Below are 25,365 nucleotides of genomic sequence, written 5' to 3' on the forward strand. Positions count from 1 at the left end.
CTGCTCTACCTGCTCTACCTGCTCTACCTGCTGCGCGGGGCGGCCCCTCCGCTCCCCCGGCGTGTCCTAGATTGGCGGGCCGCCCTGCTCCCGCGCCCATGCCCATTGGAGGCGACGACGTCATCCGCTGCTCGTTCTGCAGCCGGACCGCCCACGAGGTCACCTCGATGGTGGCCGGCCCCGACGTCTACATCTGCGACCGCTGCATCCACGACGCCTCCGGGATCGTCCGGGGCGACCTCCAGCCCTACGTGCCGGCCGCCAGCCGCGTCGGGCGGGGCGGGGCGGGGCGGCCGCAGCGGATGCGGCCGCGCGAGATCAAGGCGGCCCTCGACGCCCACGTGATCGGGCAGGACGGGGCCAAGCGCGCGCTCTCGGTCGCCGTCTACAACCACTACAAGCGGATCGAGTCCGAGGAGTACCTCCACGCCTACGACGACGTCGAGGTCGAAAAGTCGAACATCCTGCTCCTCGGGCCGTCGGGGACGGGCAAGACGCTGCTCGCGCGGACGCTCGCGCGCGTGCTCGACGTCCCGTTCTCGATCGCCGACGCGACGGCGCTCACCGAGGCCGGCTACGTCGGCGAGGACGTCGAGTCCATCCTCTCGCACCTCCTCCAGGCGGCCGACTACGACGTCGAGCGGGCCGAGCACGGGATCATCTACGTCGACGAGGTCGACAAGCTCTCGCGCAAGGGCGACAACGCGTCGATCACGCGCGACGTCTCGGGCGAGGGCGTGCAGCAGGCGCTCCTTAAGATGCTCGAGGGGACCGTCGCGGGCGTGCCCCCGAAGGGCGGCCGCAAGCACCCGGAGCAGTCGCTGGTCCAGTTCGACACGCGGAACGTGCTCTTCATCTGCGGCGGCGCCTTCGACGGGCTCGCCGGCCAGATCGCGCGGCGCCTCTCGCGCGGCCAGATCGGGTTCCAGCTCGACGACGGCGGCCCGCGGCCGGTCAACCCGAAAGACCCCACGCTCTTCCGCTACGCCGAGCCCGACGACCTCCTCCGGTACGGGCTCATCCCGGAGCTTATCGGCCGGCTCCCGGTCCTCACGGCGCTCGACGCGCTCACGCCGGCCGACCTCCGGCGGATCCTGACCGAGCCCAAGAACGCGCTCGTGCGGCAGTACCAGAAGCTGTTCGCCATGGACGGCATCGAGCTCGTGGTCGACGACGAGGCGCTCGACGCCGTCGTGGCCCGGGCCATCGACCTCAAGACGGGCGCGCGCGGGCTCCGGTCCGTCCTCGAAGACGCCATGCTCGACCTCATGTTCGAGGCGCCGGACACGCGCGCCGGCACGATCTGCCGCGTGACGGCCGCGACGATCACCGACGGCGCCGCCCCGCTCTACGAGGAGCGCAAGGCGTCGGCGTAGGCGGACCGGCGACGACCGCCCCGCTCCCGGTGACCATGACCGCGTTCCTCCCCGCCCGCCGCAGGCGTTGCGGAGCGCCCCCGGCGGGCGCCCGCCCCGCCGATAACCGCCCCGCCCGCGGGGCCGCGTCGTGAGCCGCTGGACGCCGGCCCGGATCGGGCTCTGGGGCGGGGCGGCGCTCCTCGTCGCCCTCCTCCTCCTCCCCGCCCCCGACGGGCTGAGCGGGGCGGGGTGGCGCGTGGCGGCGGTCGGGCTGGCGATGGCCGTGTGGTGGATGACCGAGGCGCTGCCGATCGCGGCGACGTCGCTCGTCCCCGTGGTCGCGTTCCCGGTCCTCGGCGTGGCGTCGGTCGACGAGGCGGCGGCGCCGTACGCGAGCCCCATCGTGCTCCTGTTCCTCGGCGGGTTCTTGCTCGCCAAGGCGATGGAGCGGTGGGGGCTCCACCGCCGCGTCGCGCTCTCCGTGCTCGACCGCGTCGGCGGCGCCCCGCGCCGCGTGCTGGCCGGCTTTATCGCGACGGCCGGGCTCCTCTCGATGGGCATCTCGAACACGGCCACGGCCGTCATGATGCTGCCCATCGCGTCGTCGGCCGCCGCCACGCTCCGCGAGGACGGGGCGCCGGGCGCGTTCGACACCACGCTCCTGCTCGGCGTGGCCTACGCGTGCTCGGTCGGCGGCATGGGCACGCTGATCGGGACGCCGACGAACGCGCTCCTGGCCGGCTTCGTGGCCGAGGCCTACGGCGTCGACCTCTCGTTCGCGGGGTGGCTCGCCGTCGGGCTCCCGTTCGCGCTCCTCGGGCTGGCCGTCGTCTACGCCGTCCTCCTCCGGTTCCCGGCCCGCGTGGGCGGGGTGGCGCCCGAGCGCGCGGCGGCGTTCGCGGCGTGGGTGCGCGCGACGCGCGCCGAGCTGGGGCCGGCCAGCCCGCCCGAGCGCCGCGTCGGCGCCGTGTTCGCGGCCGTCGCCGCGCTGTGGACGACGCGGCCGCTGTGGGGCGCCCTCGTGCCGGGCGCGAGCGACGCCGGCGTGGCCCTGCTCGGCGCGCTCGTCTTGTTCGCGGCCCCGGCCGGCCGGTCCGCCCCGCCCCGCCCTCGCTCCGCAGAAGCGGGCGGGGCGGAGTCTGCGGGCGGGGCGGCGCGGCTGCTCGACTGGCCCACCGCCGTCACGATCCCCTGGGGCGTGCTGCTCCTGTTCGGCGGTGGCCTCTCGCTCGCGGCGGCCGTCGACGGCTCCGGCCTGGCCGTGTGGATCGGCGGCCGCCTGGGCGGGGCGGCCGCGCTCCCGCCCCTGCTCGTCGTGGGCGCCGTCGTCGCCGTCGTCGTCGTCCTCACCGAGCTGACGAGCAACACGGCCACGGCCGCTGCCTTCCTGCCCGTGCTCGCCGCGCTCCCGTTCGCGGCCGACCCGCTCGTGGTCCTCGTCGCGGTCACGTTCGCGGCGTCGTGCGCGTTCATGCTCCCCGTCGCCACCCCGCCCAACGCGATCGTGTTCGGGAGCGGGCGCGTCGAGATCGGCCAGATGATGCGGGCGGGCGCCGTGCTCAACGTGGTGTTCGTGGTGCTCGCGACGGCGTGGTGCGCGCTGGCGGTGCCGGCCCTCGTCGACCTCGTGCTGCCGGGCCTCCCCGCCCCGCCCGCAGGCGCGCCCGGCCCGTAGGCCCGCCGGGCGGGGCGGCGACCGTGCCGCCCCTGATGGCCGGCCCGTGTGAGCGTTCGTACTCTCCCCGGCCATGCTCCGCACCGCCTCCCATCACGCCCGCCGCGCGCTCGGCCCGTCCAAGTACTACGGGTCCGGGCTGCTCAAGGTGTTGATGACGGACCCCATCTTCCTGTGGGCGCAGGCGATCTCGTTCAAGACGCTCGTCACGCTGCTCCCGCTGCTCCTGCTGGCGGCCGGCGTGTTCGGGCTCATTCTGCGGGGGCAGGACTCGTTCACGACCGTGGCCTCGTTCCTGCGCACGTTCCTGCCGCCGGGCCAGAGCGACGAACTGGTCGCGCTCGTGTTCGAGCTCCAGAAGGCGTCGGGCCAGCTCACGATCGTCGGCGCGGCGGTCTTCCTGTTCACCGTCGTGACGCTGTTCGCCACGCTCCGCTACGTGGTCGGGGCGGCCATGGGCGAGCGGCGCCACCAGATGCGGTCGCTCTTCGGGGGGTACGCCTTCGACCTCCGAATGATGGTCCAGGTGGGGGTCCTGTTCCTGCTCTCGCTCGCCATCACGGCCGTCGCCACCGTGATCCAGTCGCGGAGCGGGGCGGTCGCCGGCGAGGTCGGACTCGACCCCGCCCTCGCCGAGGCCGCGGGCGGGGTGGTGGCCCGGGTGCTCCTGTTCGTCGTGCCCTACGTGCTGACGGTGGGCATGCTCGTCCAGCTCTACTACTACGTGCCGCGGCCGCACCCCCCGTGGCGGAGCGCGCTGTGGGGGGCGGCCGTGGGGGCCGTCGTGTTCGAGGCGGCCAAGCGCGGGTTCACGTTCTACGCGACCTACCTGGCCGACTTCGACCGCTACGCGGCGCAGGGTCCCGAGGCCGGCGCGCTCGGCGGGCTCGGCGGCGTGTTCGGGCTCGTGCTCGCGTTCGTGTTCTGGGTCTACTTCTCGGGCCTCATCCTCGTCGTCGGCGCGTCGGTGGCCGCCCTCCACGAGCGGCGGCACCGGCCGCGGCGCTCGCGGATCCGCCGGCTGTGGACGCAGATGGGCGCCACGCGGCGGCGCCGCGCGCGGGCCTCCGGCGGCCTCCTGCGCCGGGCGGGGCGGGAGGCCGCCGGCGACGGCCGGGCGCCGGACGCCCTGGGCCGCTCGGACCCCGCCCCGGTCGTCCGGCCGCCGTCGTGAGGCGCCCCCGCCCCGCCCGCCGCCCCGCCCGGGGCGCCCTCCCCCCGACTGCCCCCCGCGTGCCCGCCGTCCGCCCCGCCCTCCTCCTGCTCGCGCTCGCCGCCCTGGCCCCCGCCACTGTGCGGGCGCAGGCCCCGCTCTCGCTCGTCAACGACCGGACGACCGTGTCGTCGATCTCGTTCGATGGGCTCGGGCCGCTCCTCGAGGACAACGTGCGCGAGGTGATCGCGACGACGGAGCCCCAGGTGTCGGTCATCGGGAAGATTACAGGGTTCGCCGCTTCGCTCCTGGGGCGGGGCGACGAGAACGTGTACCCGTTCAGCCCAGTCGAGTTGGCCAAGGACGCCGTCCGCGTTCGGCGGTACTACGCCGAGAGCGGGTTCCCGCGCGCGTCGGTCGGCTACGACGTCCAGCTCGACACGTCGGACAACGCCGTCGACGTCACCTTCCTGATCGAGCGCGGGCCGCCGCTCGTGCTCGACGAGGTCACGTTCGCGGGGCCGGGCCAGACGCCGGTGACCGCGCAGCTCCCGCCGTCGCTCCACGACGACTGGGAGGACTACACGCAGAGCATCCGGCTGCGGAGCGGGACGCGGCTCGACCAGTCGTCGCTGGCCGACCTCCAGCGCCAGACGACGTCGTGGTTCGCCAACCGCGGCTACGCGTTCGCCTACGCCGGGGCCGAGCGGTTCGCGGACTCGACCGGGCTCCGGGCCGACGTCCGCGTCAAGGTCGACGCCGGGCCGCGCGCGCGGATCGGCGACGTCCGGCTGGAGCCCATCGGCGGGCCGCTCTCGGTCAGCGACCGGGTCGTGCTCCGCGAGCTCCCGTTCCAGCCCGGCGACCTCTACGACGCGTCGGAGCTGATCGAGGGGCAGCGCCAGATCTTCGGGCTCGGCCTGTTCCAGCTCGCCCTCGTCAACCTCGCCGAGGGCCAGCCGCGCGACTCGACGGTCGACGTGGTCGTCCAGGTCCGCCAGGGCGACGTCCGCTCGGTCACGGGCTACGCCGGCTACGCGACCGAGGGCGGGGTGACGGGGCGGGGCCAGTTTACGCACCGCAACTTTTTCGGCGGCGCCCGGACGCTCACGCCGGCCCTCGTGTGGCGGACCGGCCTGGGCGGGGAGACGGTCGGGGCCAACCCGGCCACGGCCATCTCGGACTTCCAGGCGACGCTCACGCTCCAGCAGCCGTACGTCTTCGACCGGCGCCTCTCGGCCACGGTCTCCGGCCTGTACCGGCGGCGGAACGACCGGATCGAGCGGTCGAACCAGGTCGAGGCCAGCACGGCCCTCCTGTTTACGCGGAACACGCTCCAAACCGCTTCGCTAACGGCGACCGTCAACTCGCGGACGCTCCTGAACAGCCGCGTGAACGGACTCGGCCTGCTCTCCGAGGACGTCCTCGTCAGCGACTCGACGTCGCTCATGTCGCGGGTGGCGTCGCTCGAACTGGGCGGGACCTACGGCGTCGTCGACGACCCGCTCGCGCCGCGGCGCGGGTTCGTGCTCCGGCCCTCGGCCGCCGTCGCCGGCGGCCCCGTCGGCGGCCTCTCGTTCGGGCGGGGCCGGCTCACGGCCACGGCGCTCTACCCGTTCAACGACCGGGTCGGGCTCGTGGCCCGGGCCACGGGCGGGGTGCTGGCCCCGTACAGCGGCACCGACATCGGCGGCATCCGCGACTACCTCCTCCTCCGCGACCGCCTGTTCTACGCCGGCGGCACGAACGACGTCCGCGGGTGGGGCGAGGGGCTGCTGGGGCCGAAGGTGTTCGACTTCGACCTGGCCCGGATCGACTCGGCGGAGATCGCAGCGACGTACACCGGCGTCGGCGGGCGCGGCAAGGCGTCGGCGTCGGTCCAGCTCAACCTCCCGCTCCCGGTCGGGCCGCAGTGGGGGGCCAACGTGTTCGTCGACGCCGGCCGGGTGTTCGCGCCGGCCGGCGCGCTCGACGGTCTGTTTACGCCGGCCGCGTTCTACGACCCGGGCGAGCCCGTCCCGTCCGGCGTCCCCGGCGCGCTCGACGACGTCCTGGCCCTGTACCGCGACGAGGGCGGGGTCCGCGTCGGGGCCGGGGCCGGCCTCCAGTACCTCACGCCGGTCGGCTTCGTCAGCGTGGCGTTGGGCGTGAAGCTCAACCCGTCGTACTTCGACCGCCGCCCGGCCGAGTCCGGCCCGGCGCTGCTGCTCGCGGCCGGCCTCGCCGGGCTCTCGCCCGACGACCTCGACACCGACGCCGGCCTCGCCGAAGCCCAGCGCGTGTTCGACCAGAACGGGTTCACGAACGCGAGCGACGAGCCGTTCGACGTCGAGGAGGCGCTCTCGCCCAGCTTTTTCAGCCGGCTCCAGTTCCACCTCAGCCTCGGGCAGACGTTCTAGCCCGCCCGCAGAGCGGGGCCGCCCCGCCCGGCCCCCGCCGGTGCGTACCGTTCGGACGGGACGCCCCGCCCAGCGAGCCGACCGCTCCCCACCCAGACCGACGAGCCGCCGCCCCACCGGCAGATCGGCCTGGACCTACTGAACCGCCGCCCCGCCCGTTCACGCCCCCGTGCCCACGCAACCGACCCGCTCCGACTCGTCGCTCGGCGACGGCGCCGCCTCCAAAGCGGCCCGCCCCGCCCCGCCCGACCGCGAGGGCGGGGCGGGGCGGTGGTCGCTCGGGCGGCGGCTGGGCGTCGCCGCGCTCGTGGTGCTCGCGGTCGTCGTCGTGGCGGTCGTCGGCGTCGTGGTGTACCTCCAGACGGAGTCGGGCCGCGCGCGCGTCCAGACGGTCGCCGTCGAGCAGATCCAGAACCTCCTGGCCGACGACGCGACGGTGTCGGTCGAGCGGCTGGACGGCACCTTCCTGACCGGCGCCCGGCTCGTCGGGCTGGACATCGAGCGGGGCGGCGAGACGGTCGTGGCCGTCGACACGCTGACGATCGACTACAACCTGGCGTCGCTGCTCCGGCGGACGTTCTCGGCGAGCGACGTCTACGTGGCCGGGCCGTCGGTCTACGTCCGCCAGCGGGCCGACAGCACGTTCAACGTGTCGGACCTGCTCAAGCCGGCGGCCGACACGTCGTCGTCGGGCGGCTTCGCCGTCGAGCTCGGCCGGGTCCGCGTGCGGCGCGGGCGGGCCGAGGTCCACTGGCTGAACGCCGAGCGCGACTCGGTCCACACGGTGCGCGACCTGCGCGCCGACGTCCAGGACCTCGTCTCGCGCGACGGGACGGTCGAGGGCGCCCTCGACGCGCTCCGCCTGGAGGCCGTGGCCCCGAGCGACGCCGGCCTCCTGCGGGTGGCGGCGGCCGGGCGGTTCTCCTCCGACGAGGTGGCCCTGACCCAGTTCGACGTCCGCAGCCGGGCCGGCACGGACGTGGGCGGGGCGGCGCGGCTGGCGTTCCAGGACGGGGCGCTGCCGGTCTTCGAGGCCGACATCGAGGCCGCCCCGCTCGCGCTCGAGGACGCCCGCGCGTTCGCCGGCGTCGAGCTCTACGGCGACCCGCGCCTCCGGCTCCGGGCCGACTCCGACGGCGGCGCGCTCACGTTCGCGCTCAACGCCGCGCTCGGCGAGGGCGCGCTGACGCTCGACGGCGAGCTCTCGCGCGAGCCCGACGGGCCGGTGGGCTACCGCGCCGAGGGCACGCTCCGCCGGTTCGACCCGTCGGTGCTGACGCGGAACGAGGCGCTCGCGGCCGACATCACGGGCGACCTCCGCCTGGACCTCCGGGGCGAGGGGCTGGAGACGCTGACCGGGCCGTTCGACGTCTCGCTCCGCGAGAGCCGCGTGGCGGGGCGGCAGATCGACCGGCTCGTGGTCGACGGCGCCTTCGAGGCCGGCAGCGTCACGTTCGACGTGAACGGCGCGCTCCCCGGCCTGGACCTCGTGGCCGAGGGCCGCGCGCGGCCGTTCGAGGACGTCCCCTCGTTCCGCGTCGCCGGGCGGGCCGACGACGTCGACCTGGGGCGGCTGCTGCCGGGGGCGGGGCGGTCGGACGCGTTCGCGGGCGAGTTCGCGGTCATCGGGCGCGGCACGTCGCTCGACACGTTCTCGGGGTCGGTCGCCCTCGGCCTCTCGCGCGCCGAGATCGACCTGGGCGACCGGCGGCTCCGGCTGCGCGCGTTCGACCTCGACGCCGACGTCGCCGACGGCCGCGCGGCCTTCGACGCGGCCGCCGTGCTGCCCGACGGTGGGCTCGTGGCGGCGGTCGGGACGGCCGACCTGGGCGCCGACCCGCTGGCGTACACGGTCACCGACGGCCGGCTCCAAGACGTCAACCTCGCCGTGCTCACCGGCGACCCGTCGCAGACCTCGGACGTGACGGGCTCGTTCACGCTGGACGGCCGGGGCCTCGACCCGCAGACGGCCCGCGTCGACCTCGCGGCCCGCCTCCGCCCGTCGAGCTACGGCGACTACCGGCTGGAGAGCGGCCGCCTCGCCCTCGGCCTCCGCCGCGGCGTGGCGACGGTCGACCTCGCCGCCGACCTGGGCGTGGGCGGGGCGGTCACGGCCGCCGGGACGGTCCGCCCGTTCGCCACCCCGCTCGCGTACGACCTCTCGGGGACGGTGCGGAACCTGGACCTCGCGGCGTTCACGGGTAACCCGGACCAGGCGAGCGACCTGACGGGCACGTTCACGGCGACGGGCGCCGGCATCGACCCGGCGACGCTCGACGCGACGGCGCGCGTCCAGATCACGGAGCCGTCGAGCTACGGCGCCCGGCTGCTCGACGACGCCGACCTCACGCTCCGCCTCGCGCGCGGCGACCTCGCGCTCGACGGGACGGTCGGGACGCCCGAGGGCCGGTTCGACGTTGCCGTCACGGGCCGCCCGTTCGACGGCGACCCCAGCTTCGCGTTCGAGGAGACGTGCTTTTCGGGCCTCGACCTGTCGCGGTTCGCGGCCGCCGCCCCGCGCTCGGACCTCAACGGGTGCCTGAGCGGCTCGGTCAGCGGGCTCGCCGACCTCGAGATGGCCCGCGGCGACGGCGTCGTCACGCTCCGCCCGTCGACGATCAACGGGGCCGAGGTCGAGGACGGGCGCGTCGTGTTCGACCTCGTGGACGGGGCCGTCGCGGCCACGCTCACGCTCGACCTCGCCGAGGGCGGGGCGGTCGTGGCCGCGCTCCAGGGCCGGCCGTTCGACGAGACGCCCACGTTCTCGCTCCGCGGGCGGACCGACGCGCTCGACGCGGCCGTGCTCCTGGACCTCCCGCCCGATCAGCCGCTCCGGCTCACGACGACGTTCGACGTCGACCTTCGGGGGACCGACCCCGAGACGCTGTCGCTGACGGCGTCGCTGGCCGGCGGGTCGTCGGTGGCCGGGCCGGTCTCCGTCGACACGCTCCGCGCCGAGCTCGCGCTCGACCGCGGCGTGCTCCGCGTGGACACGCTGCTCCTGGACTCGGACGTGGCCGACCTCACGGGCGGCGGCACGCTCGCGCTCCTCGACGCGGGCGCGGCGTCGGACTTCCGGCTCGCGGGCGAGATCGAGAGCCTGACCCCGATCGCGTCGTACACCGGCGGCACGCTCGGGCTCGAGAGCGGGTCGTTCGCGCTCGCCGCGCGGGCCGCGCCGGGCGACCCGCTCGCGATCACGGGCACCGTCGAGGCCCAGCAGCTCGTGGTCGGCGAGTACGCCGCGACCGGGATCGACGCCGACCTCGACCTGACGTGGGACCGGGCCGCCGCCGACTCGCTGGGGCTGGCCGCGCTCGCGGGCGGGGCGGACGCGTCGTTCTCGGTCCTCTCGACGCCCCAGTTCCTCGTCCAGGAGGGGGAGGCGACCGTGGCCCTCGACGACGGCGAGGTCACGCTCGACGGCTCGGTGCTGCTCGACGAGCGCCGGGACCTCGAGTTTTTCGCCCGCCTCGAAGCCGGCGCCACCCCGCCCACCGTGCTCCTGGAGCGGGGACAGTTCACGATCGACGGCCAGACGTGGGCGCTCCTCCAGCCCGCCCGCATCACGGCCGCCGACGGCGTCGTCGACGTGCGCGGGCTGCTGCTGGCCGCCGACGGCGGAGGCCAGCAGATCGCGGCCGACGGCGAGATCGACTTCAACGGCGACCAGAACTTTATCGTGACCGCCGAGGACGTCGAGATCGGCGGCGTCACCGACCTCCTGGGCTACGACGGTCTGGGCGGCCGGCTCACCGCCACGCTCGTGCTTTCCGGCCCGGCCGCCGCCCCGCTCATCGACGGGACCGTCGCGCTCGACAGCCTCACGTCGCGGGACGACCTTGTCGGCTCGCTGGCCGCGACGGTCGCCTACGCCGACCGCCAGCTCGACCTCGACGCCGTGCTCACGCACGTCGACGGCCAGGCGCTCACGGTGGCCGGCACGCTCCCGCTCGCGTTCTCGCTCGCGCCGGGCGACTCGGCCGCCGCCCCGCCCGCGGCGGCCGGCGTCGACCTCCGCGCGCAGGCCGACGCGTTCCCGATCGCGTGGGCGCAGCCGTTCCTCGCCGACCGCGGCATCACGGCGCTCGGCGGCGACCTCCGGCTCGACCTCGCGGTGAGCGGCACGCAGGGCGCGCCGCGGCTCGACGGGACGGCCCTGCTCCGCGGCGGCCGGCTCGGGATCGAGGCGACGGGCCAGGTGTTCGAGCCGGTCCGCGCCGACCTCCGGTTCGAGAACGACCGCATCGTGCTCAACGACGTCCGCGTGCTCGACGGCGCCCGCCAGGCCCTGTCCGTCGAGGGCTCGGTCCGGCTCCGCGAGCTGTCGGTCGGCGAGCTCGACCTGACGATCGTGCCCGACGACTTTGTCGCCCTCGACACGCCCACGTTCCGGCGGCTCACGCTCGACCGCGGTTCGGAGCCCATCCGGCTCACCGGCACGATCGACCGGCCCGTGCTCCGGGGCGCCGTCGCCCTCGAGTCCGGCGACATCTACCTCACCAACGAGCTGACGGCCAACGACGTCGACGCCGTCGAGCTGACCGACGCCCAGCTCCTCGAGCTCGAGGCCACGTTCGGGCGGACGATCACGGCCCGCGACACGGCCGTCAACCGCTTTGTCGACGCGCTCGACTACGACATCACGGCCGAGATCCGGCAGAACGTCTGGCTCCGCTCGAACGCGCCGGACCTCCAGTTCGACATCGAGTTCGAGGGGAACGTCGAGGCCGTGAAGCCGTCGTTCGCCGAGTCGTCCCGGCTGTTCGGCCAGATCGACCTCGTCCGTGGGACGGTCAATCCGTTCCCGTTCTCGGGCCGCGACTTCGAGATCGTGAACGGGACGCTCACGTTCAACGGCGACCCGCTCGCCGTCGTCCTCGACATCCGCGCCGAGTCCGACGTCCGCCTCCAGGGCAGCGCGCAGGGGAGCGCGGCGACGATCGTGTTCACGTTGCAGGGGCCGTTCAACGAGAACCCCGAGATCACGCTCAGCTCGGACCCCCCGCTCCCCGAGGCCGACCTCATCTCGCTCATCGCGACGGGCCAGCTCTCCGGCGAGGTCGGCGCGAGCGGGGTGGGCGCCGGGTTCCTCCGCAACCAGCTCCAGTCGGTCGGGGGCGGGTTGGTCCCGCTCGACCTGTTCCAGATCGACGTGAACGCCCAGAACCAGGTCGTCATCCGGCTCGGCAAGTACCTCAGCGACCGGCTTTTCATATCGGGCAGCTTCCCCGTGAACAACGGCGGCAACACGCGGCTCGACACGTTCACCGACTCTTACCAGGCGACGCTGGAGTACCAGCTTCGCCGCTGGCTCGCGCTCCAGGGCGCCTACGGCGACCAGACGGGGGTCGAGGCCGGCGCCCAGGCCCAGATCTCCTGGTAGCGCCCGCCCCGCCCGGAGGCGTCCCGCCCCGCTCGGAGGAGAAGAGGGCGGGGAGACGGGGCGGGGCGGCCGCCGAACCGCCCGGGTCCCCGCCCCGCCCCCGTTCCCCCTCCTCGCCCCGGCTACCTTCCGCCCATGGAGTCCCCGCCCCGCCTTCCCGCCCCGCCCGCCGGCCGCCTGGACGGCCCGCCTGACGAATCGCTCACGCAGCGGCTCCGGGCGGGGCGGCGGGCGCGGCAGAACGAGAAGATCCTCCAGGACAAGGAGATCGAGGACAAGGTGGCCCAGCAGGAGGCGGCCGCCCGCGAGCGCCAGGAGTCCCGCCCGTTCGAGGGGTTCCTGAGCGAGGCGGGGCGGCTCTTCGAGTTTGTCGGCCGCTTTTTCTCGCAGTTCTGGCGCCGGCCGTTCGAGTGGCGCGAGCTCACGGCGCAGATGGACGAGGTCGGCGCGAAGAGCCTGACGCTGACCGGCGTCGTCGGCTTCTCGATCGGGATCGTGCTGGCCATGCAGAGCCGGGGGACGCTCGCGCGGTTCGGGGCCGAGAGCTTCCTGCCGTCGATGCTCGCGCTGTCGGTCATCAAAGAGATCGGGCCGGTCCTCACGAGCCTCGTGCTGGCGGGGCGGCTGGGCGCCGGCATGGGGGCCGAGCTGGGCTCGATGAAGGTGACCGAGCAGATCGACGCGCTCGAGGTCGCGGCCCTCAAGCCGTTCCGCTACCTCGTCGTGACGCGCGTGCTGGCGTGCGTCATCATGTTCCCCGTCATGACGGTCCTGACCGACCTCTTGGCCCTGCTTGGGGGCTTCCTGGAGTCCGTGTTCTCGGGCGGCATGGACTACCGCGTCTTTATCGCGACGGCCTTCGACACGATGCGCTTCGTCGACGTCGTGGTGGACACGATGAAGACGTCGGTGTTCGGGTTCATCGTCGGCATCGTGAGCTGCTACCTGGGCTACTCGGTCCGGGGCGGCACGCGCGAGGTGGGCCGGGCGGCCATGCAGGCCGTCGTCGTGTCCAGCCTGCTCATCCTCATCGCCGACGTCGTCATCGTCCGCGCCTCGCTCCTCATCTTCGGCGACATCTCGGGCTCGTCGTAGGGGTTCAGGGTGGGCCGGCTCGGGGCTGGAGCCCTCCCGGCCGGTGCCTCGCCCCCTGAACCGTCGCCCCCTGACCCACCCCGCCCATGTCCCTCTTTTCGCGCCGCGCCGACCGTCACCGAGACGAGGAGACCGGCCGGGCCGCCGACGCCCGACCGGACCCGCTGGGGCCGGAGGGCGAGGTCGGCGACGGTCCCGAGACGCGCCCCGGCGACGAGCCCACGGGCGCCCCGCGCGCCGGCGTCCCCGCCCCGCGCACCGAGGGCGGGGCGGGCGGCGACGGGCGGGACGGCGGCCAGGGCACCGACCGCGGCCTCGACGGCGAGCCGGTCACGGGCAACGCCCCGCCCCCGCCCGACAACGTCGTCGTCGAGCTCCGCGACGTGTACAAGTCGTTCGGCCCCAAGGAGATCCTGAAGGGCGTCAACCTCGCCGTCGAGCGCGGGACGAGCGCCGTGGTCCTGGGCGGGTCGGGGACGGGCAAGAGCGTGCTGACCAAGCACGTCGTCGGGCTCCTCACGCCGACCGCGGGCGAGGTCTGGGTGCTCGGCGACCGCGTCGACCTGCTGGACCAGGACCAGCTCGACCGGAAGCGGACGCGGCTGGGGTACCTGTTCCAGGGCGGCGCCCTCTTCGACTCGATGACGGTCTACGAGAACATGCGGTTCTTCCTCGACCGCCTGACGACGCTCGACCGGGGCGAGAAAGACGACCTCATCGACGAGAGCCTCGAAGACGTGAACCTGCCGGAGACGCTGCACCAGTACCCGGCCGAGCTGTCGGGCGGCCAGAAAAAGCGGGTCGGCCTGGCCCGGACGCTCATCCTCCGCCCCGACATCATCCTCTACGACGAGCCCACGACGGGGCTCGACCCGGTCAGCGTCCGCGTCGTCTCCGAGCTCATCGTCCAGCTCCGCGACACGCGCGGGATCTCGTCGATCGCCATCACGCACGACCTGCTCGCCGCCGAGATCATCACGGACCAGGCCCACTTTCTCAGCGAGGGCCGCATCGTCGCGAACGGGACGCTCCAGGAGGTCCGCCGCTCGGACAACCCCGTCGTCGAGGAGTTTTTCAAGGGGACCGAGGCGTACGGCGCCGCCTGAGGCCCGCCGCTCCGCCCCGTCCGGCGCGGGGCGGGGCGGCACGGCCGCGTGACTTGCCCGCCCCCCCGCCCGACCGTACCCTGCCCCGCCCGGGCGCCCGCCCGGGGTCCCCCACCCCGCCCTCATGTCTCGTCAAGCCCGCCTCGGCCTCGTCGTCATCGTCGGCCTCCTCGGAGCCGTCGGCTTCATGTTCGTCATCGCGAGCCAGGGCAACCTGCTCGGGAGCTCGTTCGGCCTCCGGTCCCAGTTCAACAACATCGGAGGCCTCCTGCCGGGGGCCAAGGTGCTCTACGGCGGCTACGGCGTCGGTCGCGTGACGGGCATCCAGCTCCCGAACGCGCCGGGCCAGCCAATCACCGTGTTCATGCAGGTCGACGAGGAGGTCCGCCCGCTCATCCGCGAGGACAGCCGAGCGGCCATCCAGACCGACGGGCTCGTGGGCAACGTGATCGTCTCGCTCACGCCCGGCAGCCCCGACCTCCCCGAGGTGGCCACGAACGGGGTGCTCGAAGGCGTGGACCCGTTCGTGATCTCGGCCGTGACCGACCGGCTGTTCGCGTCGGTCAGCCGGTTCGACTCGCTGACCCTCAACCTCACCGACATCACGAGCGACATCCGCTCGGGGCAGGGCACGCTCGGCCAGTTCCTCTACGACGAGGCGCTCTACGACAACACCGTGGCTACGACCGAGGAGTTCCAGAACACGCTCCGCACGTTCACGACCCGCGCCGACGCGCTCGTCTCCGTCGCCGAGGACGCCTCGCAGAGCGTGGACCAGATCCTGGCCAAGGTCAACACCGGCGGCGGGACCGTCGCCCGCTTCCTCAACGAGGACGACGTGTACGAGACGTTCCTCGAGACGGCCCAGCAGCTCCAGGCGGGGGCCGCCCAGCTCCAGACCGTCTCGGCCGACGTCCGCGCCATCACGGACCGCTTTAACCAGGCGGCCGGGTTCGCCACGCTGGGCGCGTTCCGGTTCGCCGAGCTGATGGAGGCCGGCAAGCACAACTTCCTGTTCCGCGGCTACTTCGAGGACCGAGGCTACTACGAAATGGCCCCGTTCGAAGTCCGCGAGCGGGCGATTGCCGAGACGCTCGCCGACCTCCAGGAGTGGGAGCGCCGGCTGCTCGCGCAGCAGCAGGAGATCGACGCCGCGCTCCTCGAGCTCGAACGGCGCGGGATCACGCTGCCGGACGCCCCGCCGTCGGACGCCGCGACGCCGGTCGTCCCGCCGCCCGTGGTCCCGAACACCGACGTCCCCCCCCGCCCCGCGCCTGTCCAGACGGGCGGGGCGGCAGACGGGCAGTGAGGGCGGGGCGGGCACCCGTCGCGGCGCGGCGTGCCGGGCGGGGCGGGCTCGCCTGACCACCCCGCCCCTGCGCAGCCTGGCAGGACCGCCCCGCCCACACGCGACACGGCGCGCCGTGTCCCTCCGCCTACGCCGTGGATTACCGCCTGCTCATCGCGCGTCGCTACCTCGCCAGCCGGCGGCGCGTGACGCTGATCTCGGTGATCTCCGGGATCTCGGTCGCTGGCGTCGCGCTCGGGGTCGCCGCGCTCGTCGTGGTCCTGAGCGTGATGAACGGGTTCTACGACGTGGTCCGCGACCTGCTCGTGAGCTACGACCCTCACGTCCGCGTCGAGGCGGCGGACGGGCGCGGGCTGGAGTCGCCGGACTCGCTCGTCGACCTCGCGCGCGGGCTCCCCGGCGTCGTTAGCGCGGCGCCCTACGTCGAGGGCAAGGCGCTGCTCACGACCGACGGCGGCGGCACGCTCAACCAGGTGGTCGTCGTGCGCGGCGTGGACGCGCGGGCGCTCGACGCTGAGGTCGAGCGTTCGGTCCGCGACGGGTCCTTCGACCTCGAACGGCGGGGCGGGGCGGCGGGCGTGGTCATGGGCGGGGCGCTCGCGGCGCGCTCCGGCGTCTACGCCGCCGACCCAGGCGAGGCGGACGCGGGCGGGGCGGCCGTCGCCGGTAGCCGGGTCACGCTGCTCTCGGCGCAGGCGCTCGAACGGGCCGTCGTGCAGTATCCGTTCGGGCTCCCCGACCAGCGCGCGTTCACGGTCCGCGGGACGTTCGAGCTTGAGCCGACCTACGACGAGACGCACGTGTTCGTGGCGCTCGACGAGGCGCAGCGCCTGTTCGGGACGCCCGGGCTGGTGACGGGCGTCGACCTCCGCCTGGACGACCTCGACGACGCGCCGGCCCTCGCCGAAGCGCTCCAGGGCCGGCTGGACGCGGCGGCGCCGGGCCGGTTCAGGGTCCAGACGTGGGCCGACCTCCAGGGCTCGCTCTACAGCGTGATGCGGCTCGAAAAGTGGGCGGCCAGCGCCATCCTCGGCCTCATCATCGTGGTCGCCGCGTTCAACATCGTCGGGGCGCTGACCATGATCGTGATCGAGAAGCGGCGGGACCTGGGCGCGCTCCAGGCCATGGGCGCGAGCCGCCGCGACGTCCGCCGCATCTTCCTGCTCGAAGGGCTCCTCGTGGGCGGGGTGGGGACGGGCATCGGGCTGGCCGTCGGGCTCTCGATCTCGCTCGCGCAGCAGGCGTTCGGGATCGTGAAGCTGGCCGAGGCCGGCTCGTTCGTGATCGACGCCTACCCCGTCGCCATCCGGCTCGTGGACGTGGGCGGGGTGGCAGTCGCGGCGGTCGGGCTGTGCGCGCTCGCGGCGGTGTACCCGGCCAGCCGCGCGGCGCACGTGGACCCGGCGCGGGCGGTGCAGTCGGGGGCGTAGGGCAGCGGGCAGCGGGCAGCGGGCAGCGGGCAGCGACATGCACCACCCCGCCCACAACGCGCGGGCGGGGTGGCGTCGTGGAGGCGACTGGCGGTCGCCCGTGGGCGGGGCGGGCGGGGCAGGAACGCAGGGACACCACGCGTGACGTCCGCATCGGGGGCGCGGTACGCCACCCCGCCCGCAGGAGGCGCGGGCGGGGCGGCGCCGTCCAGGACCGCCCCGCCCTTTGGGTCTGCCCGCGTCGGACACGACGCGTCGTGTCCCTACGGGTGCCCGCCGACGGGCGGGGCGGTTACGGGCGGGGTGGATTTCTGGACTCGCGGCCCGCCGGCCCGTGAACTCGCCGCGAGGCTGGATCCGCCGGGGGGTCGGCAGGTTGGATCGATGCAATCAAGACCTCACGGTCCGAATTAAAAGCGCCCGCCATGCTTCTCTCCCAACGCTGCGAGTACGCCGTCCGCGCCGCCCTCTACCTGGCGGCGGCCGACCGCACGGGGTATGTCGCCGTCCGAGAGATCAGCGAGGCGCTCGGAATCCCCCGCTCGTTCCTCGCCAAGACGGTCCAGGACCTCACGGCCGCCGGCGTCTTTACCTCGATGCGCGGGCCGTCCGGCGGCCTCGCCCTCGCCCGCCCCGCCCACCGGACCACGATTGAGGAGGTGGTCCTCGCCGTCGACGGGTCCGCCCTCTTTACCGAGTGCGTCCTCGGGCTCCCCGGCTGCGACGACCTCCGGCCGTGCCCGCTCCACGCTCAGTGGAGGCCGATGCGCGCCCGCGTCCGCGCCATGTTCGCCGGCGCGACGTTGGGGGACACAGCCGTCCAAGTCCGAGACGGGAAGTTCCGCCTCGCGCTGGAGGCCGGCTGAGTTTTTTTCGACCTAATTAGGACCATTTAGTCTTGATTATATCACCCCGCCCCTATGACCCGCCCCCTCCTCCTCGTCCTCGCGGCGGTCGCCGTGATCGTCCTCGTTGGACTGACCGCGTTCGGCGTCGGTCGGAGCTCCGCCGACGGCGTCGCCTCCGACGTCGCGTTCGCCGAGACCGCCGAGATCACGCTCCCCGAGATCGTGGGGCAGGAGACCGCCGTGCTGACGCAGGCCCCCAACGTCCCGCCGCCGATCGACCGCGACTACGCTTCCCGCGTCGTCGTCGAGATGGAGACGGTCGAGCTCACGAAGGAGCTGGCCGACGGCGTCGAGTACACGTTCTGGACGTTCGACGGCGAGGTCCCCGGGCCGTTCGTCCGCGTGCGCGAAGGCGACCTCGTCGAGTTCCACCTCGCCAACGCCGCCTCCAGCACGGTCCCCCACAACATCGACCTCCACGCGGTCACGGGGACCGGCGGTGGCGCCGAGATCTCGCTCGTCGTGCCCGGCCAAGAGACGGCGTTCGAGTTCCGGGCCATCAAGCCCGGCCTCTACGTCTACCACTGCGCGACGGCGCCCGTCGGGCTCCACGTCGCCAACGGGATGTACGGCCTGATCCTGGTCGAGCCCGAGGGCGGCCTGCCGCCGGTCGACAAGGAGTTCTACGTGATGCAGAGCGAGTTCTACACGGCCGGCGCGACGGGCGAGCCGGGCGTGCAGCCGTTTAGCCTCGAAAAGGCCCGCGACGAGGAGCCCGAGTACGTCGTCTTCAACGGGCGCGTGGGCTCGATGACGGGCGAGGACGCGCTCCAGGCGTCGGTGGGCGAGACCGTCCGCCTCTTCGTCGGCAACGGCGGCCCCAACCTCACGTCGAGCTTCCACGTGATCGGCGAGATGTTCGACCGCGTCTACGGCGAGGGCGGGACGGCCGTGAGCCAGGGCAACGTCCAGACGACGGGCGTGCCGGCGGGCGGCTCGACGATGGTCGAGTTCCTGGTCGACGTCCCCGGCCGCTACACGCTCGTGGACCACGCGCTCTTCCGGGCCTTCAACAAGGGGGCCGTCGGCCTTCTCGAGGTGAGCGGCGACGAGCACCCGGAGATCCTGTCCCGCGTCTCCGCGCTCTGACCGCCCCGCCCTTCCTGACCTCCCCGCCCTTTCCGGCCACTCCGCCCTACGACCTCCCTGCTGCGGCCCCTGCCCAGCGCCGGTCTCCCTCTACACCCACATCCACACCCTCATCCCCATGACCCGCCTCCCCGCCCTCGCCCTCACCTTCGGCCTCGCCCTCTCCGCCTGCGCCGACGCCCCGGCCCCCGACGCCGCCCCGCCCCCGACACAGGCCACAGCGCCGGAGGCCACGGCGCCGGCCCAGGCCGCCGCCGAGATCGCCCCTTATGACGGCCCCGCCGCCGACGTCACGATCACGCCGGTCGGCGAACTGATGGAGTACGCCGAAAAAGAGATCACCGTCCACCCCGGCCAGACCGTCCGGCTCACGTTCGAGAACACGGCGACCAGTGAGGCCATGAGCCACAACGTCGTCGTGCTCCAGCAGAACGCGAGCGTGAACGACATCGGGCAGGCGGCCATGTCGGCGGTCGACACCGACTACATCCCGTCCGGCTTCGACGACCAGATCATCGCGCACACGGCCATGTCCGCGCCGGGCGAGACGGTGACGGTCGAGTTCACGGCGCCGGCCGAGGGCGACTACACCTACATCTGCACGTTCCCCGGCCACTACATGGTGATGCAGGGGACGATGCACGTCGTCCCCGCCTGACCCGCCCCGACCCGCCCCGCCCGCCGAGGGCGGGGTGGTGTCCCCCTACCTTTTCTCCGACCATGTCCCTCGACTCTTCCACCGTCGCCCCACTCGACCGGCTGGCGCCGGACGCGCCCGACGCCGTCGCCAGCCGCGTGCTCCTCAAGGCCGGCGGCGGCTCGGCCACGCTCTTTTCCATCGCCGAGGGCGACGGCCTAAAGGAGCATGCGACGCCGCACGAGGCGCTCTTTACGGTACTGGGCGGGGCGGCCGAGGTCGCGCTCGGCGGGGCGACCCACACGGTCCGCGCGGGCGAGGCGATCCGGTTTCCGGCCCGCGCGCCGCACTCCGTCCGCGCCGTCTCCGACCTCCGGTTTCTCCTCGTCCTCCTCCGCGCCTGACCCGATGCCCCACCTCCCCGACATCGAGACCGAGGCCGACGTCGCCGCCGTCGTCCACGCCTTCTACCACGACATGGAGGCCGACCCCGTGCTCGGCACCTACTTCGCCGGGCTCGACTGGCAGGCGCACCTGCCCAAGATGGTCTCGTTCTGGTCGTCGGTCGTGTTCCAGACCGGCGCGTACCGGGGCCGCCCGTTCGACCCGCACGCGCGGATGCCGGGGCTGGAGCGCCGGCACTTTGCGCACTGGGTCGAGCGGTTCCACGGCACGGTCGACGCCCTCTTCGCCGGCCCGCGCGCCGACCTCATGAAGGGGCGGGCCGAGCAGATCGCGGGCGTGTTCCAGGTCAAGCTCGGGCTCTGGCCCACGCTCGACGCCGAGGCCGCATGAACCGCTCCGCCGCCCTCGAACCGCTCTCGCACGATCACCACGAGGGGCTCGCCTTCGTCGCCCGGCTCCGCCGTGCGCGGCGCGCGGGCGAGGACCCCGCCCCGCTCGCGGCCGACGTCGGCGCGTTCTGGCGCGGCCACCTCGTGCCGCACTTCGAGGAGGAAGAGGCCTACGTGCTCCCGGTCCTCGAGCGGGGCGCCCCGGACCTCGCCGCGCAGATGGTCGAGGAGCACCGGGCGATCCGCGCGCTCGCCGAGGCCGCCGAGGCCGCCGAGGCCGGGACGGCGGCGTGGGACCGCTTGGACGCCTTTGCCGACGCGCTCGCCGGCCACATCCGGTTCGAGGAGCGCGAGGCGTTCCCCGCCGCCGAGCGGCTGGCGAGCGCCGACACGCTCGCCCGCCTCGGCGACGACATCCGCGCCGCCCACGACGCCCGTCCGCCTGCGCCCTGACCCGGGTGCCCGCCACCCCGCCCCGCTCCTGCGATGGCGGGGCGGGCTAGGCCAGCTCGACGACGGTCACGCCGTCGCCGCCCTGGTCGGGCGGGGCGGCGGCGAAGGCGGCCACGTCGGGGCGGCCGGCCAGCTGGTCGTGGATGGCCTGGCGGAGCGCGCCGGTGCCCTTGCCGTGCAGGATCTCGACAGACGGGACGCCGCCCACGAGCGCCTCGTCGACGAACCGCTGCACGCGGCCGAGCGCCTCGTCGACGCGCGCGCCGCGGAGGTCGATGCGCGTGGCGGCCGTCGAGACGGCGACGGAGCCCGTGTCCTCGCCGCGCCGCCCCCGCCCGGGCGCCCGCCGCCCCGCCCCCACGCGGACGGTCTGCTTGGTCGGGCCACCCACCTTCGTCAGCCGGTCCAGCTTGACGCGGCTCGTAAGCGCGCCCAGCGCGAGGACGGCCTCCTTCCCGTTTAGCTCCAGCACCTCGCCGATCGCGTCGGCGTCGTCCAGGCGCACGCGGTCGCCGACGGAGATCGGGCCGGCCGCCGCGGGCGGGGCGGGCTTGGCCGAGACGGGCGCCCGCTGTTTCTGCTTGCGCTGCACCTTTTTCGTGCGGCGCTCGACGCGCGCGCGGGCCTCGTCCAGCTTCGCCCGCGCCTCCTGCGTCCGCTCGCGCTCGGCGCCGGCCTCCTTGATCTCGCGGACCGTGTTCTCGACCGTCGCGTTGGCCTCGGCCAGAATCCTCTCGGCTTCCGCGAGCGCCTGGGCGCGGCGGTTGTCGGCGTCGGCGCGGAGCCGGTCGAGCCGCTGCTCGTAGTCCTTTTGGATTCGCTCGGCCTCGCGCCGCCCCGCCCGCGCGTCGTCGAGCTCGCGGGCGGCTTGCGTGGACCGCTCCTCGAACTCGGCGATCAGGTCTTCGAGGCGGCTCTTCCCCGCCCCGACCAGGTCGCGCGCGTCGCGGACGACGGGGCGGTCGATGCCCACGCGGTCGGCGATCTCGAAGGCGTACGACGAGCCGGGCACGCCGGCGCGGAAGCGGTAGGTCGGCGAGAGGGTTTCGCGGTCGAACTCCATCGACCCGTTCTCGACGCCGTCGGCGTTGTGCGCGAACGCTTTGAGCGCGCCGATGTGCGTCGTGGCGACGGTCAGCGTGCCGCGCCGCGTGAGGCGCTGGAGGACGGCCTCGGAGAGCGCCCCGCCCTCGGCCGGGTCGGTCCCGGTGCCGGCCTCGTCGATCAGGCACAGCGAGCGGTCGTCGGCCGCCTCCAGCATCCGCCGGACGTTCGTGAGGTGGCTCGTGAACGTCGACAAATCGTCCTGGATCGACTGCTGGTCGCCCAGGTCCACGAACAGGCGCGTCACGAGCGGGAGCCGCGTGCCGGGGTCGGCCGGGACCGGCAGGCCGTGCGCGGCCATGAGCGCGAGGAGCCCGACCGTCTTCATCGCGACCGACTTGCCGCCGGCGTTCGGGCCGGTGATGACGAGCGTGTTCGCCGCCCCGCCCCCCAGCTCCAGGTCGAGCGGGACGATGGCGTCGGGCACGTTCGGCGGGCGCTCGGCGTCGGGCAGCGACCGCGCCTCGCGGACGCGGAGGAGCAGGGCGGGGTGGCGCGCACGGACCAGCCGGAGCGCCCCGCCCGCGCCGACCTCGGGGACGAGCGCGTCGAGGTCGGCGGCCAGCCGCCCCACGGCGGCGAGCGCGTCGAGGTGACCGACGGCGTCGAGCGTCCGCTCGATGTCGCGGCGGTGGTGGCGGACGTGGCCGCTCAGCGCTTGCAGGATCCGCCGGACCTCGCGGCCCCGCTCCAGCTCGATCTCGCGGATCTCGTTGTTGAGGTCGAGGACCGACGCCGGCTCGATGTAGACCGTCTGCCCCGTCGAGGACACGTCGTGGACGAACCCTTCCACCTTCCGCTTGGCCTCGGCGCGGACCGGGATGACGGCGCGGCCGCCGCGGATCGTCGGCTGGTCTTCGGTCGCGTATCCCTTGGCGGTCGCGTCGCGGAGCGCCGAGAGGAGCGACGACCGGAGCCGGCTCTGCCGCGCGGCCAGCTCGCGCGAGATCCGCTGCAGCTCGGGGCTCGCGTCGTCGCGGACGCGGCCGTCGTCGCCGATCGTGTCGCCAATCCGCTCTTCGAGCGACTTCAGCACAGCGATGCGCGCCGCGATCTCCCACAGGGCTGGCGCCGCCTCGCGCCGCCGGTGGTGGTAGTCGTGGACTTGGCGCCCGGTCTCGAGCACACGGGCGACCTGGAGGAGGTCGGCGCCGTCGGCCGCGGCGTCCTTCGGCTGGACGCGCCGGAGCACGGCCTCCAGCCGGTCGACCTCGCGGAGCGGCGGGGGCTCGCCGGAGCGGACGAGCTCGGCCATCTGCCCCGACCGTTCGAGCCGCCCGCGCACGAGCGCGACGTCGGCAGACGGCGCGAGCGTTTCGAGCCGGTCGCGGCCGTAGGGCGTCCGCGCGTAGCCGACGAGGCGCTGGCGGACGGCGCCAAACCCGAGCCGGCGGTCGGCGTCGGGGGGGTGGAGCTGGACGGGGTCGGGTGGGGTGGAGCTGCTCATCCCGTCGTGAACGCACCTGGGCGGGGCGGCGTCCCCGGCACGCGCGAAGTCACTCCGAAACCGGGACGCCGCGGTCACGGCACCACGCGGCGAGCTCGGGCTCGCCGAGTTCGCCGGCGGCCACGCCGAGCATGACGGCGACGACCTCGGGCTCCACGGTCTCGATCCAGACTCCGTTCGAGCCCAAGAACGAGTAGAGCGTCATGAACGCCGTCCGTTTGTTGCCGTCGACGAACGGGTGGTTCTTCGCGATCCCAAAGCCGTAGGCCGCCGCGAGATCTGCGAGGTCCACGTCGTCCTCGTACGCCCACCGTTGCCGGGGACGGGCGAGCGCCGATTCCAGGAGGTTCTCGTCGCGGAGGCCAAACCGACCACCGTGCTCGCGGAGTTGCTCTTGGTGGATGGCTTCGGCGAGGTCTCGGGAAATCCAGATCGGCTCGGTCATCACTTCGAGAGCTCGCGGAGAGCGTTCTTGTACTGCTCGGCGCCCTTCCGGTAGGCGGCCATGCCGCGCTCGAAGTCCTCGTCGTACTTCTTTAAGAGCAAGCCGTCCGCCGTCTGGACGACGTGCCAGGTGCTCTTCTCGTCGATCCCGGCGGCCTCCACGACCTCCTTTGGGAACGTGGCGCCGATCGAGTTGCCGATCTTGCGGAACGTGATAGTAGCCGTGGCGCTTTCGGCCTTGTTTGTAGCGGGCGGGGTGGGCATGACGGCGGGGGCGGGGTGGCGTGCCTACGAACGTAACACGTGACTACAGTCGTGCCACCGCCCCGCCCTGTATTCACGCCGCCGCCCCGCCCCGCTCTTCGCGAGCGGCGCCCCAAACACAACCACCCCGCCCGACGTGCTCGGGCGGGGTGGTAGAACGAAGACGACGGGCGGACCCAAAGGGCGGGGCGGCCTACGACTCGACGCCGACCGTCGCGTGGTCGCCGATGTTGAGCTCGCCGGCGAACCCGCGGACGGCCGCGTGGTGGCCCACCATGGACCCGTCGAGCGACGAGCCCTCGACGGACGCCTCGCCAAAGACGATCGTGTTGCGGACGGCCGAGCTCTCGATGGTCGCTCCGCCGTGGACGGCCGCGTACGGGCCGACAACCGAATCACGGACGACGGCGCCCTCGGCGATAAAGACGGGATCGATGATCTGGCTGTTCTCGACGGTCCCCTCGGTGCGGGCCTCGCCCTCATGGTCGAGCACGATCTGCGACGTGCTCTTGATGGCCGGGATCGTCCCGCAGTCGAGCCACTCGGTCACGCGCGCCGTCTTGAACGTGGCGCCGTCCTTGAGCATCCGGTCGAGCGCGTCGGTAAGCTGGAACTCGCCGCCCTTGCCGCGGACGTCCTCGTCCATGAGGTGCTGGATCTCGCGGCCCAGCCGCTCGCCCTCCTTCACGTAGTAGATGCCGACGATGGCCTCGTTCGAGATCGGCGTCTCCGGCTTCTCGACGAAGTCGGTGATCTGCTCGCCGTCCTTGACCACGACCCCGAACCGGGACGGGTCCTCGACCTCCATGACCCAGACGACGGCGTCGGCGTCGAGGTCGGGGGCCTGGTCCATGGTGAAGAGCGTGTCGGCAAAGACGAGCACGCACTCGCCGTCGAGCTTGTCGCCGGCCTGGGCGATGGCGTGGGCCGTGCCCTCGGCCGTCTCTTGGACGCCGAACGAGGCCTCGATCCCGAACCGCGAGCAGATCTCCGTGAGCTGGTCGCGGACCTCGTCGCCGAAGTCCGGCCCGAGCACGAACACGGCCTCGTCGAAGTCGCGCGGGAGCGAGTCCACGAACGTCTCGACGATCCGCTCGACCATGGTCCGCCCGACGACGGGCAGGAGCGGCTTGGGGGTGACGTGGGTGTGCGGGCGGAGGCGCGTGCCGCGGCCGGCCATGGGGACGATGAGCTTCACGGGGTAGAGGGGGCGGGGTGGGGGGAACGGAGTGCCCAACCTAACTCGGACGGCGGCGCCCCGACCGCCGCCGGAGGGGCCGCCCCGCCCCGCCCACGCCCACCGGCCGCGACGGC

Annotated in this window: 18 protein-coding genes and 1 pseudogene; 15 read left to right on the plus strand and 4 right to left on the minus strand. The window is 73.8% G+C overall.

The window, feature by feature from the left end; all coding sequences use genetic code 11:
• The first annotated feature begins 98 nt into the window (after positions 1–98).
• The 15 genes and pseudogenes from clpX to RM540_RS08545 all read left to right on the plus strand — a co-directional run bounded on the left by clpX (position 99) and on the right by RM540_RS08545 (position 20,792).
• Positions 99–1,376, plus strand: a complete 1,278-nt coding sequence (gene clpX / locus RM540_RS08475; protein WP_311663121.1) for an ATP-dependent Clp protease ATP-binding subunit ClpX — start codon at positions 99–101, stop codon at positions 1,374–1,376.
• A 130-nt stretch (positions 1,377–1,506) separates the two neighbouring features.
• A complete protein-coding gene (locus RM540_RS08480; RefSeq protein WP_311663122.1) occupies positions 1,507–3,033 on the plus strand; it encodes an SLC13 family permease in 1,527 nt (508 codons plus the stop codon).
• A 73-nt stretch (positions 3,034–3,106) separates the two neighbouring features.
• Complete coding sequence (locus RM540_RS08485) at positions 3,107–4,207, plus strand: YihY/virulence factor BrkB family protein (RefSeq protein ID WP_311663123.1); 1,101 nt, start codon at positions 3,107–3,109, stop codon at positions 4,205–4,207.
• Between the two features lie 59 nt (positions 4,208–4,266).
• Complete coding sequence (locus RM540_RS08490; protein WP_311663124.1) at positions 4,267–6,585, plus strand: BamA/OMP85 family outer membrane protein; 2,319 nt, start codon at positions 4,267–4,269, stop codon at positions 6,583–6,585.
• A gap of 169 nt (positions 6,586–6,754) precedes the next feature.
• A complete protein-coding gene (locus RM540_RS08495; RefSeq protein ID WP_311663125.1) occupies positions 6,755–11,971 on the plus strand; it encodes a translocation/assembly module TamB domain-containing protein in 5,217 nt (1,738 codons plus the stop codon).
• Positions 11,972–12,106: 135 nt separating this feature from the next.
• Positions 12,107–13,066, plus strand: a complete 960-nt coding sequence (locus tag RM540_RS08500; protein WP_311663126.1) for an MlaE family ABC transporter permease — start codon at positions 12,107–12,109, stop codon at positions 13,064–13,066.
• Positions 13,067–13,152: 86 nt separating this feature from the next.
• Positions 13,153–14,172: an ABC transporter ATP-binding protein gene (locus tag RM540_RS08505; protein ID WP_311663127.1), complete on the plus strand. Its 1,020-nt coding sequence runs from the start codon at positions 13,153–13,155 to the stop codon at positions 14,170–14,172.
• 124 nt (positions 14,173–14,296) lie between these two features.
• Positions 14,297–15,481: an MlaD family protein gene (locus tag RM540_RS08510; RefSeq protein WP_311663128.1), complete on the plus strand. Its 1,185-nt coding sequence runs from the start codon at positions 14,297–14,299 to the stop codon at positions 15,479–15,481.
• 134 nt (positions 15,482–15,615) lie between these two features.
• The gene (locus RM540_RS08515) at positions 15,616–16,911 is read left to right on the plus strand and encodes an FtsX-like permease family protein (RefSeq protein ID WP_311663129.1); all 1,296 of its coding nucleotides are present in this window, start codon (positions 15,616–15,618) and stop codon (positions 16,909–16,911) included.
• Between the two features lie 425 nt (positions 16,912–17,336).
• Positions 17,337–17,777, plus strand: a complete 441-nt coding sequence (locus RM540_RS08520) for an RrF2 family transcriptional regulator (protein ID WP_311663130.1) — start codon at positions 17,337–17,339, stop codon at positions 17,775–17,777.
• A gap of 54 nt (positions 17,778–17,831) precedes the next feature.
• Positions 17,832–18,893 (plus strand): annotated as a pseudogene (gene nirK / locus RM540_RS08525) (copper-containing nitrite reductase); the annotation flags it as partial.
• 133 nt (positions 18,894–19,026) lie between these two features.
• Entirely contained in the window at positions 19,027–19,566 is a 540-nt protein-coding gene (locus RM540_RS08530; protein ID WP_311663132.1) for a plastocyanin/azurin family copper-binding protein, read from the plus strand.
• A gap of 62 nt (positions 19,567–19,628) precedes the next feature.
• Positions 19,629–19,949 carry a cupin domain-containing protein gene (locus RM540_RS08535; protein ID WP_311663133.1) on the plus strand — a complete coding sequence of 107 codons (321 nt, stop codon included), beginning with the start codon at positions 19,629–19,631 and terminating at the stop codon, positions 19,947–19,949.
• A gap of 4 nt (positions 19,950–19,953) precedes the next feature.
• A complete protein-coding gene (locus RM540_RS08540; RefSeq protein WP_311663134.1) occupies positions 19,954–20,340 on the plus strand; it encodes a group III truncated hemoglobin in 387 nt (128 codons plus the stop codon).
• A complete protein-coding gene (locus RM540_RS08545) occupies positions 20,337–20,792 on the plus strand; it encodes a hemerythrin domain-containing protein (protein WP_311663135.1) in 456 nt (151 codons plus the stop codon). The genes RM540_RS08540 and RM540_RS08545 overlap by 4 nt, the downstream gene beginning before the upstream one ends.
• Positions 20,793–20,838: 46 nt before the next feature.
• Here the strand turns inward: RM540_RS08545 and RM540_RS08550 are convergent, their stop codons facing one another.
• The 4 genes from RM540_RS08550 to RM540_RS08565 all read right to left on the minus strand — a co-directional run bounded on the left by RM540_RS08550 (position 20,839) and on the right by RM540_RS08565 (position 25,249).
• Positions 20,839–23,343 carry an endonuclease MutS2 gene (locus RM540_RS08550; RefSeq protein WP_311663136.1) on the minus strand — a complete coding sequence of 835 codons (2,505 nt, stop codon included), beginning with the start codon at positions 23,341–23,343 and terminating at the stop codon, positions 20,839–20,841.
• 49 nt (positions 23,344–23,392) lie between these two features.
• A complete protein-coding gene (locus tag RM540_RS08555; protein ID WP_349256308.1) occupies positions 23,393–23,791 on the minus strand; it encodes a type II toxin-antitoxin system death-on-curing family toxin in 399 nt (132 codons plus the stop codon).
• Positions 23,788–24,051, minus strand: a complete 264-nt coding sequence (locus RM540_RS08560; RefSeq protein ID WP_311663138.1) for an AbrB/MazE/SpoVT family DNA-binding domain-containing protein — start codon at positions 24,049–24,051, stop codon at positions 23,788–23,790. The genes RM540_RS08555 and RM540_RS08560 overlap by 4 nt, the downstream gene beginning before the upstream one ends.
• 193 nt (positions 24,052–24,244) lie before the next feature.
• Positions 24,245–25,249, minus strand: coding sequence for a sugar phosphate nucleotidyltransferase (locus RM540_RS08565; protein WP_311663139.1), 1,005 nt, complete (start codon positions 25,247–25,249; stop codon positions 24,245–24,247).
• Positions 25,250–25,365 lie beyond the last annotated feature (116 nt).

The organism is Rubrivirga litoralis (genome assembly GCF_031846415.1).
In the GTDB taxonomy this organism is placed as follows: Bacteria; Bacteroidota; Rhodothermia; order Rhodothermales; family Rubricoccaceae; genus Rubrivirga; species Rubrivirga litoralis.